The organism is Pseudomonas sp. YuFO20 (assembly GCF_035064975.1).
Taxonomy (GTDB): domain Bacteria; phylum Pseudomonadota; class Gammaproteobacteria; order Pseudomonadales; family Pseudomonadaceae; genus Aquipseudomonas; species Aquipseudomonas putida_AE.
This window is the reverse complement of sequence record NZ_JAXDEO010000101.1, coordinates 1-11,374: the sequence shown is the minus strand read 5'-3', so window position 1 is coordinate 11,374 and position 11,374 is coordinate 1. Positions and strand designations below refer to the sequence as shown.

Annotated in this window: 3 protein-coding genes; 1 reads left to right on the top strand and 2 read right to left on the bottom strand. The window is 65.0% G+C overall.

Going from position 1 to position 11,374, the window contains the following annotated elements; translation table 11 throughout:
• Window positions 1-436: 436 nt before the first annotated feature.
• Window positions 437-1,786 (bottom strand): aminotransferase class I/II-fold pyridoxal phosphate-dependent enzyme, encoded by a 1,350-nt coding sequence (locus SOP85_RS29895; protein WP_323629260.1) that lies wholly within the window; start codon window positions 1,784-1,786, stop codon window positions 437-439.
• A 9-nt stretch (window positions 1,787-1,795) separates the two neighbouring features.
• Entirely contained in the window at window positions 1,796-9,343 is a 7,548-nt protein-coding gene (locus SOP85_RS29890) for a type I polyketide synthase (protein WP_323629259.1), read from the bottom strand.
• Between the two features lie 361 nt (window positions 9,344-9,704).
• Here SOP85_RS29890 and SOP85_RS29885 point away from each other — a divergent pair, with 361 nt between their 5' ends.
• The gene (locus tag SOP85_RS29885; RefSeq protein WP_274077709.1) at window positions 9,705-11,270 is read left to right on the top strand and encodes a methyl-accepting chemotaxis protein; all 1,566 of its coding nucleotides are present in this window, start codon (window positions 9,705-9,707) and stop codon (window positions 11,268-11,270) included.
• Window positions 11,271-11,374 lie beyond the last annotated feature (104 nt).

Genomic DNA, 11,374 nt, shown 5'->3' with positions numbered 1-11,374 from the left:
CATTGCACGGGACTTGTAGGAGCCGGCTTGCCGGCGAAGGTGGTTTTGAATTTTGTGTTGGGCTGGCGGGACCCTTCGCTGGCAAGCCAGCTCCTACAAAAACATCGTGGCATTGCATGGGACTTGTAGGAACCGGCTTGCCGGCGAAGGCGGTCTGGAATTTTGTGTTGGGCTTGAGGGACCCTTCGCTGGCAAGCCAGCTCCTACAAAAAACATCGTGGCATTGGCCGGGATTTGTAGGAGCCGGCTTGCCGGCGAAGGCGGTCTGGAATTTTGTATCGGGCTTGAGGGACCCTTCGCTGGCAAGCCAGCTCCTACAAAAACATCGTGGCATTGCACGGGACTTGTAGGAGCCGGCTTGCCGGCGAAGGTGGTTTTGAATTTTGTGTTGGGCTGGCGGGACCCTTCGCTGGCAAGCCAGCTCCTACAAGGGGCGTTAGAGCTTTTGCAGTTCCTGCGCGACGATGGCCACGGTCTCGGCGATTTGTTCGGGGGTGTGCAGGCACGAGACGAAGAAGCGCACGCGGGCGGCTTTTTCCGGGACGGCCGGGTGCAGGATCGGTTGGGCGTTGATTCCGCGTTTGGCCAGGGCGCCGGACAATTGCGTGGCCTTGAGTGAACTGCCGGTGATCACCGGAATCACCGCAAGCCCGGTGCTGGTGCCGGTGTCCAGCCCCGCCTCGCGGGCCAGGGCGAGGAACTGTTGGCCGCGCGCCTGCAAGGTCGCCACGCGTTCGGCGTCGTGGGCCAGACAGCGTACGGCGGCCAGTGCCGCTGCCGCCACCGAGGCCGGCATGCCGACGCTGTAGAGAAACCCCGGCGCCATGAACTTCAGGTGTTCGACCAGGGCCGATTCACCGGCAATGTAGCCGCCGCAGCTGGCCAGGGTCTTGCTCAGGGTGCCCATCCAGATGTCGACGTCCTTGCCCGCCAGGCCGAAGTGTTCGCGAATGCCCTTGCCGTTGGCCCCCATGACGCCCAGCGAGTGGGCCTCGTCGACCATCAGGAACACCTTGTGCTTGTTCTTCAGCTCGACGAAACGCGGCAGGTCCGGGTAGTCGCCGTCCATGCTGTAGATGCCTTCGAGCACCACCAGCACCCGCTCGAAATGCTGGCGCTGATCGCCGAGCAGACGGTCGAGGGCCTCGAAGTCGTTGTGGGCAAAACTCAGGCGACGCGCGCCGGACAACTGGATGCCTTGCAGCACGCTGTTGTGGATAAGTTCGTCGTGGATCACCAGGTCCCGCGGGCCGAACAAGTAGCCGATGGTGGTGACGTTGGTGGCATGCCCACTGACGAAGGTCACCGCGTCATCCACCTCGTACAGCCGGGCCAGTTCGGCCTCCAGCTCGCGATGGATCGGCCGATCGCCGGACACCAGACGGCTGGCCGATACCGACGTGCCGTAGTGATCGATGGCCGCCTTGGCCGCCTCGGCCACCACCGGATGCCCGGAATACCCCAGGTAGTTGTAGCTGGCGAAGTTGACGAAGCGCTGACCCCCGATCGTGGTTTCGGCACCCGCCAGGCTTTCGTGCAGCTTGAAGAACGGATTGGCCAGACCAAAGCGCGCCGCGCCGTCATGCATGATCCGCAGTTGCTGGTAACCGGGATGCTGGTCGAAGCGGTAGAACTGCTCCGGCACCGACCGGGCATTACGACTCACGTCCGCCAGCGAGGCCGGCGGCGCGCCGTCGCCGGTCTGCCGCAGGCGCCGTTCCAGGGCTTGCTGAATCAGCTTGTCTTTCATCGAAGCGCCAAGCCCTGGTGAACTTTTAGAGGTCATAGTCGGTGGTCAATTGATCAAACGGGAGGGTTGGGAATCAGGGTCGCGCGCGCCCTCGCGGACCTGGGCCAGCTCGGCTGCGGACAGCTCGGCGCCATGGCGCGCCAGTGTCAGCGCCTGCAAGTTGTCTTCGGCAACGGGCGCATCCTCGGCATCCTGGCTGCCGCGCAGCAGTTCAAGAATGCGCACGGTCAACTTGGCAATGCTCGAGGTTTCGCTCAGTTCCATCACCGGCAGGCGAATGCCGAAGCGCTCCTCGACCGCCACCACCAGCTCCACACTCATCAACGAGTCCAGCCCCAGTTCCTGCAGGGGTCGGCTGCTGTCGAGCCTGCTGGTCGGCATGCGCAGGATCTCGCTGATTTCCTGTTTGAGCATCTCGGCAAACAGCTCGGTGAGTTCCTCGTCGTTCATCTCCTGCAACAGGCGCTGGATGTCATCGACGTTGCTCTCTTCCTCCTGCTCGCCGCTGTGCAGGCGCGCCAGTTCACTGAACTTCGGCGAGCCGGCGGCCGGCAGGAAGCGCGACAGGGCTTTCCAGTCGAGTTCCAGCACACCCAGCCCGGAGCGCTGTTGCAGCAGCAGGCGTTCCAGGGTGTCGAGGGCCGTCTGCGACTGCAAGGCCGCGCCGCCCATGCGGCTTTGCAGGGCGTCCTTGACGTCCTGGTTGCGCGCGAGGAAACCGGCATCGTCGATGGCGCCCCACAGCACGGCAGTGGCCGGCAAACCTTGCAGCAGGCGATGACGGGCCAGGGCTTCGAGCCAATGGTTGGCCGCCACGTAGTTGGCCTGCCCCGGGTTGCCGAACAGGGTGGTCGCCGAGGAGAACAGCACGAAGAAGTCCAGCGCCAGGTGCGCGGTCAGTTCGTGCAGGTACTGCGCGCCCTTGGCCTTGGGCTCGAGCACCCGTTGCAGTTGCGCCTGGGTCAGGTTGCGGATCAGTCCGTCTTCGAACACGGTGGCCGCGTGCACCACGCCTCGCAGCGGTGCCTGGGAGGCTTCGATGCTCGCCAGCACGCTGCGCAGTTGGGCGCTGTCGGTGATGTCGCAGGCCAGCGCCTGCACTTCGATGCCCTGCTCGCGCCAGGCCGCCAGCGCCGGTTGCGCTTCTTCGGTGGCCGCGCCGCGACGACCCAGCAACGCCAGATGACGCGCGCCCTTGTCCACCAGCCATTGCGCGGTGCGCAGGCCGAAACCGCTGAGCCCGCCAGTGACCAGGTAGGTGCCGTCGGCCGCCAGTTGCAATGCCTGCGCCTGTGTCTGCGGTGCGCGGAACACCTGCTGGATCGGCGTGCGGTAGGTGACGACGATCTTGCCGATCTGCCGCGCCTGCTGCATGTAGCGGAACGACTCGACGACATCGTTGGCATCGAACTCGCGGTACGGCAACGGGCTGAGGATGCCGTCGCGGAACAACTGCATCATGTCGCCGAACAGGCGGCGGGTCAGGTCCGGGCGCTCGCTCATCAACTGGTCGGCGTCGATGCCGAAGTAGCTGATGTTGTTGCGGAACGGGCGCAGGCCGATCTTGGTGTTCTGGTAGAAGTCACGCTTGCCGAGTTCGAGGAAGCGCCCGAAAGGCTTGAGCACCTGCAGGTTGCGGTTGATCGCCTCGCCCGCCAGGGAGTTGAGCACCACGTCGACGCCACGGCCGGCGGTGATCGCCAGGATCTCGTCGGCAAACGCCAGGGAGCGCGAATCGAACACGTGCTCGACCCCGAGCAGGCGTAGGAAGTCGCGTTTTTCGTCGCTGCCGGCGGTGGCGTAGATCTCGGCCCCGCACCATTTGGCGATCTGGATCGCGGCAATGCCGACACCGCCCGCAGCGCCGTGGATGAGGATTTTCTCGCCCTGTTCCAGGCGCGCCAGGTGGTGCAGCGCGTAGTACACGGTGAAGAAGGTGCTCGGGATAGTCGCCGCCGCCTCGAAGGACATGCCCTCGGGGATCCGCGCCACCGCGTTGGCATTGGTGATCAGGCGATTGGCGAAGCTCGACGGGCCGAAGCCGACAACCCGGTCACCCGGCTCGAAGTCGCCCTGCACCTGCGCACCCTTGCCGCGCATGACACCGGCAAATTCAAAGCCCAGGGTCGGGCCGGAGAAGCCGTTCTCGATGGCTTCGTCCGACAACAGGCCGAGCGCGTACATGACGTCGCGGAAGTTCAGGCCGGTGGCCTGGACCTCGATGTCCAGTTCATCTCCGGACGGCAGCAACGGTGCGTGGGCTTCCCAGCGCAGGTTGCGCAACTGGCCCGGCAGTTCGAAGCCCAGGCTGACCTGGGTCGGTGCCTGTTGCTCGACACTGGTTTGCAACTGATCAGGGCGCACCCGCAGGCGGGCCACATAGCGATCGCCCTCGGCGCTGATGGCCAGTTCGGTTTCGTCATCGGCATTGAGCAAGGCCGGCAGCAACGCTTCGACCCCGGCGCCTTCGGCCAGGTCCAGCAGGCGCACGCGGCAACCCACGGCTTCGTTGGCCAGGGTGCGACCAAAGCCCCACAACGCCGCATCGGCGAGGGATGAGAGGTGACCGGCGACCTGAGCAGCGGGCGGCAGCAGATGCACTGCCGCACCACGGGTCAGCAGCCAGCAATCGGGACTGATGCCCGCCTGCTCGCAGGCCTGGGTCAGTGCCGCGGCCAGCATGCAGCGCCGCGCCTGGTCGTCCAGCCCCTCGTTGCCGAACAGGCCGCTGAGCAACAGCAGGTGCTGCGGTGCAGCCGTGGCGCGCAGTTGCGCGGCCAGGTCCTGGGCCGACGCCGGCGCCAGCCAGTCAACGTTTTGCCCCTGCTCGCGCAGGGCGGCGGCCAGTTGCTGGGCGAAGGCGTATTCCGCGCCCTGCTCATCGGCCACCAGCAACCAGCGCTGTGCCGGCAGTGGCTGCGGCTCGAAGGGTGCCGCCGCTTCCGCCGAACCCACCAGCACGTAGCTGCCGCTGGACATGGCCGGGCTCAATTCCAGCGCCTCGCCCACGTTCAGGCCGTGGCGGCGCAGTTCCTGTTGCCAGAAACCCGGGCGCTGCTGCACCGACAGGCTGTCCTGGCCCTGCCCGGCCAGCCACCACGAAGGTAACGCGCCGAACACGAAATCCGCCCAACGGGCCGGGTGCTGCGCCAGCAACATCAGTTGGCCACCGGCGGACAAGCGCGCCGTGGCCTGACCCAGGCCAGCGCTGATGGCTTGCAGCGACGCCAGGTCGCTGGCGACCAGCACCAGGTCAAAACCATCGGCTGGCAATTGCGCGGCGTCGCTCAGGCTGAGCAGGCGCAAGTCCGGGAAGTCGACTTGCAGCAAGCTGGCCGGGTCGAGGTCGTCGGCACTGTACTGGTAGTCGACTCGGTCGAAATCCAGCTGCGCACAGAGTTGCGCGGCGAAAGGCGAACCACCGAAGCCGAGCTCGAGAATGCGCAGCCGCTGGCCGGCCGGAAGAACCGCCAGGCGTTGTTCGATGTGGCGTTTGATCGCATCCAGCACTGCGTGGTAGCCGGTGGCGCCCAGCACCTGGCGGGCGAGTTGCGCCGGCGAGGTTTCCCGGGGCAGCAGCGCGTCGATCTGCACCGTGCCGCTGAGCAGGTCCAGCAGGTGGATGCCGATCCGGCCCACCGAGTGAATGATCTGGAAGTGCTCGGGATAACTGCGGAACAGTTCCTGCCAGATGTCCTGGGCACTGGGCCGCTCGTCCTGATCGGCCAGCAGCCAGGCATCACCGCTGGCGATCAGGCTGCCGTCGTCCAGCGCCTGTTGCAGCAGATGATCGAGGTAGCCCGAGAAGCCTTGGGCTTCGGCCTGCCAGGTTGCCCGTTGCGCCGCGCTGAGCTGGCCGCCGAGGGACTCGATGGCCTCCAGCACGAAGCTCGTGCACAGGCTGTCCAGCAGTGGATCGACTTCCTGGCTGTAACGTACCAGGGTCGGTTCATCGATCACCGATGCCAGGCTTTGCGCCAGGACGCTGTGCAATGGCGAGGCCGGTTGCGGCAACGCACGGGCGGCCAGCGGCCAGGGTTTGGCAATGCCGACGAAATCCACCAGGTTCAGGTCGCCGCTGCGGTCCTTGTGCAACTTGACCGCACGGAAACGCGCGTCCTTGATGCACACCACAGCGCGCCCCTGGGCGTCGTACAGGGTGAAGTCAGCCAGCAGCGAGTGCTCCGAACGACGCACCAGGCGCACCTTGGCCAGGCACGGTGGCAGGCTGCCCGCGGCAAAGTTGATGCGCCCCAGTTTCACCGGGATGAACGCCAGGCCGTTACGTGCCTTCGGATCGCGACTGAGCAATTGGGTGATCAGCTGGAACGCGCTGTCCAGCAGTGCCGGATGCAGGTGCAGGGCCGCCAGTTCCGATTCAATCACACTCGGGACGCTGAGCTGCGCCAGCACCTGGTCACCGTCGATCCAGCCGGCTTCAATGGCCTGGTAGGCCGGGCCGTAATTCAGGCCGACTGCAGAGGTCAGTTGCAAATGCTCGGCACGGCTGAAATCGGCGGCGCGGGTTGGCAGCGCTGGCGCCGGTTCGTTGAGCAGCACACCACGGGCCTCGCCCGGCAGGCGGGCCACCACGTGGCGGGCCCAGGGTTCTTCCTGGGAGGTGCTGCGCGAAACGATCGACACGGTGCCGTCGCTGCTGTCGATCTGCACGCGCACGCGCTTGCTCGACTCGGCGTGCAGCACCAGCGGGCTGTGAATTTCGAGCTCTTCGATGTCGACGAACTCACCCGGCTGGTAGCACTGCGCGGCCGCCAGCACCAGCTCGGTGAAACCGGCGCCGGGGAACAGCACGGCGTCGCCGACCTTGTGGTCTTCAAGGGACGGGAACAGTTGCGTGTCCAGGCGACTGTCCCAGGTCAGCTCGTGGCCGGGTACCGCATGACCCAGCAGTGGATGCACCCGGTCCAGGTACAGCGTGCGCGCCGACTCCGGTGTGTCGGCATGCCAGTGGCGCTCGCGCTGCCAGGCATAGTTGGGCAGGCGCACGAAGCGACCGGTGCTCGGGAACAGGCACGCCAGGTCGGTCTCGGCGCCACTGATCAGCACCTTGGCCACCGCGCGGGTGACCATTGGCGGCGCGTCGTCATGGCGTTTGAGCGTAGCGATCACTACGCCCTGTTGCTCGCGTGTCGCCAGGGCATCGCTGACATAGCTGCGCAGGATCGGGTGCGGGCCGACTTCGACGAAGACGTTGTAGCCCTCTTCGCACAGGGTCTCGCTGGCGGACTGGAACAGCACCGGGAAACGGATGTTCTGCCACCAATATTCGGCGTCCAGGCGCTCACCATCGAGCAAGCCACCGGTGACCGTGGAATACATCGGGATCTGGCTGGCGCGCGGCGCGATGTCACGCAAGGCCTCGACCACCTGCTCGGCGATGACGTTCATCGCCGGCGAATGGAAGGCGTAGTCCAGGCCAAGGCGGCGGACGAACACCTGGCGCTCGGTGAGTGCCTGTTCCAGACGTTCAAGACCGGCCACGGAACCGGCCACGGTGGCGCCCTTGAAGCTGTTTTCGCCGGCCACGACCACGTCGTCCAGACCCAGCTCCAGCAACAGGTTCGCGGTGTCGCTGCCCGACAGGCCCACGGCGGACATCTGCCCGGAGCCGGCAGTCAGCCCCTGCAGGCGACTGCGGTGGTAGATCACGCGGGTCGCGTCGGCAAGGGTCAGCGCACCACACGCCCAGGCGGCCGCCACTTCGCCAACGCTGTGGCCCATGACCACCTGCGGCACCACGCCCTGGCTGGCCAGCATGCGGGTCACGCCCACTTGCAGGGCGAACAGCGCCGGCTGGGCCAGTTCGGTCAGGTGGTAACGCTCCTGCCCGTATTCGCCCGCCAGTTCGGCAATCAGCGAATAGCCAGCCAGTGGCTGGAACAGCGTGTCGATTTCAGTCACGGCGGCATGGAACACCGCATCGGCGAGCAGCGCCTTGCCCATGCCCTGCCACTGCGAGCCATTGCCGGAGTAGACGAACACCGGGCCCTGGGCCTGATCGAGTGCGCGACCGCTTTCGACCACCGCGCTCAAGGCCGGGGCGGCCGGGTCCAGGGCGAAATCCAGCAGCGCCTGGGCGCTTTGCTGTTGATCGGCCTCGAACACCACCACGCGTTGTGGATGCAGGTCGCGACGCAGCATCGCCTGGTACGCCACGTCATAAAGGCCGGCTGCCGGGTGATCGTCCAGGTGTTGGGCAATGCTTTCGGCCATGGCCGCCAATCCGGCGCTGTCCTTGGCCGTGATCATTAGCGGCACGGCGCCTGTCTGGGCAACGGGCGGTACAGCTTGCGGGGTATGGCTTTGCAGGATGACGTGGGCGTTGGCGCCGCCGAAACCGAACGAGTTGACCCCCACCACCAGCGTGCCGTCCGGCTTGAGGGCGTGGTTGCGGGTGGCGACGTTGAGGTTGAGCTCGGCGAACGGAATACGCGGGTTGAGGTTCTTGATGCCGATGGTGGCCGGCACCTGGCGCTCGGTGACGCAGTACAGCGCCTTCATCAAGCCGGCCACGCCGGAGGCGGCCTCCAGGTGACCGATGTTGCTCTTGACCGAGCCGATCAACAACGGCTTGTCCGCGCCGCGCACCTGGCCCAGGGCCAGGCCGATGGCCCGGCTTTCGATCGGATCGCCCACCGGGGTACCGGTGCCGTGGGCTTCCAGGTAGTCGATGTCGGCCGGCGAGATCCCGGCGCTGGCGTAGGCCTGGGTCATCAGCGCTGCTTGCGCATCGGCGCTGGGCACGGTCAGCCCGGACTTGCGCCCGTCGGTATTGACCGCACTGCCGGCGACGACGGCGAGGATCTGGTTGCCATCGGCCACCGCCTTGTCGTAATCCTTGAGGTAGAACAGCCCTGCCCCTTCGGAACGCACATAGCCGTCACCGGCTTCGTCGAAGACATTGCAGCGCCCTTTGCGCGACAGCATCGAGGCCTTGGAGAAGATCAGGAAACCGAACGGGTGCAGGTGCAGGCTGATACCGCCGGCCAGTGCCTGGTCGATATCGCCGCTTTGAATGGCCTGGCAGGCTTGGTGGAACGCGACCAGCGACGAGGAACACGCGGTATCGACCGCCATGCTCGGGCCATGCAGGTCATAGAAGTACGACAGGCGATTGGCCGCGATGCTGAAGGTGTTGCCCGTGGCCGTGGAAGCGTCTACCAGCGACAGGTCATGGGACAGGCGATAGGCATAGTCGGTGCTGGCAATGCCCAGGTACACCCCGCAGTTGCTGCCGCGCACGCTCGACGGTTTTACCCCGGCGTTCTCGAACACTTCCCAGCCCAGTTCCAGCAACAGGCGCTGTTGGGGGTCCATGATCGCCGCTTCCCGGGGCGAAATGCTGAAGAAGCCGGCATCGAAGGTGGAAATGTCACCCAGCGTGCCAGCCGCCAGGGTGTAGGCGGTGCCAGGGTTGGCCTTGTCCGGGTGGAAAAACGCATCGCGGGACCAGCGGGACGGGTCGACCTGAGTGATGAAGTCGTGACCTTCCAGCAGGTTCTGCCAAAAAGTTGCGGAAGTGGAGCCGGGAAAACGAAACGAAGCCCCAATTATTGCAACTTTTTTACGCATGACTTTCTCCACCTTTTTATATTCTCAACGGTACCGCCATCGCTTCGTGCGATGGGTGCGTCGAACACCCTCATGGGTCCGACATAACCTTGAGAAACTTGCTGAATTCCGTTGGGTAGTGACTCTGTATTTATTATTAGGAGTACTTTTCTCCCCGGCAGCGGCCACTGAAGCGCCAGCGCTGGGGGCGCAAAATCATACGCTGAGCGCCTCCCGAGGGAAACCCTTACAAACCGTTACAGTACGACCCGTCGTCGCCTATCCGCCTTGATCGACGCAGAGCGCCCGGCAAAAAAAAATAAATTCAATAAAGCCACTGCACGGCCGACACCCTGTCAAAGCCTTGCGGATTAAATAAGCCATGCGTAATAACCAGCCCATTACACAACGCGAACGGACCTTCCCGGCTCAGCAACGGTTGATTTCCACCACGGATGCCAAGGGCATGATCACCTACTGCAACGACGATTTCGTCGAGATCAGCGGGTTTTCTCGTGAGGAACTGATCCGGGCGCCGCATAACCTGGTGCGTCACCCCGACGTGCCCGCCGCGGTCTTCGCGCACATGTGGGGCACTCTCAAACAAGGCTTGCCATGGATGGGCATTGTCAAGAATCGCTGCAAGAGCGGTGACCACTACTGGGTTAACGCCTATGTGACACCGATCTTCGAAGGCAACCAGGTGATCGGCTACGAGTCGGTGCGGGTCAAGCCCACCGCCGAACAGATTCGCCGCGCCGAAGCGCTTTACCAACGAATCAACCAAGGCAAGTCGGCCATTCCTTCGACGGATAAATGGCTGCCGGTCCTGCAGGACTGGCTGCCCTTTATCCTGGTCAGCCAGTTGAGCTTCATGATCGGTGCGACGCTGAACTCCCAGTGGGGCTTTGCCCTGGCGGCCGGCCTTTCGGTGCCATTGGGCCTGCTGGGCCTGAGCTGGCAGCAACGCGGCCTCAAGCGCTTGCTGCGCCTGGCCGAGCAGACCACGTCCGACCCGCTGATCGCGCAGATGTACACCGACAGCCGCGGCGCCCAGGCACGCCTGGAGATGTCGATCCTCAGCCAGGAAGCACGCCTGAGAACCTGCCTGACTCGCCTGCAGGACACCGCCGAGCACCTGACCGACCAGGCCAGGCAGTCCGATGCCCTGGCGCACGACAGCTCCACCGGCCTGGAGCGCCAACGCGTCGAAACCGAGCAGGTGGCCACCGCCGTCAACCAGATGGCCGCCACCACCCAGGAAGTCGCCAGCCACGTACAGCGCACCGCCGACGCCACCCAGCAAGCCAATCGCCTGACCGGCCGCGGCCGCGACATCGCCGGGGAAACCCGCGAAGCCATCCAGCGCCTGTCGGTGGTGGTGGGGGAAACCGGTGCGACCGTGACCCAACTGGCCAAGGACAGCAACGAAATCGGCGGCGTGGTCGACGTGATCAAGGGCATCGCCGACCAGACCAACCTGCTGGCACTGAACGCCGCCATCGAAGCGGCGCGCGCCGGCGAGATGGGGCGTGGTTTTGCGGTCGTGGCCGACGAAGTTCGCCAGCTGGCGCAACGCACCAGCGAATCCACCGGGCAGATCCACGCCCTGATCGCCAAGCTCCAGCAAACCGCAGGCACTGCGGTGCAGACCATGGAAGCCGGGCATCGCCAGGCCGAAGAAGGTGTGGCGCGGGTAATGGAGGCGGACCAGGCCCTGGTGGGGATCAGCGAAGCGGTGGCCAACATCACCGACATGACCACCCAGATCGCTGCCGCGACCGAAGAGCAAAGCGCCGTGGCCGAAGAGATCAGCCGCAACATCAGCAACATCTCGGCACTGGCGGACCAGACCTCGGAACAGGCGCAGAATTCGGCGCTGCTGAGTGAAGAGCTGACCAAGACGGCGAATACGCAGTATTCGTTGGTGGAGCGGTTCAACCGCTGATCGATGCTGGCTGATACAGAACCCGGACAGTGAAAGCTTCCGGGTTTTTTGTTGCATCAGTGAAAGCCAAGTTGCCTGACAGGGCCTCTTCGCTGGCAAGCCAG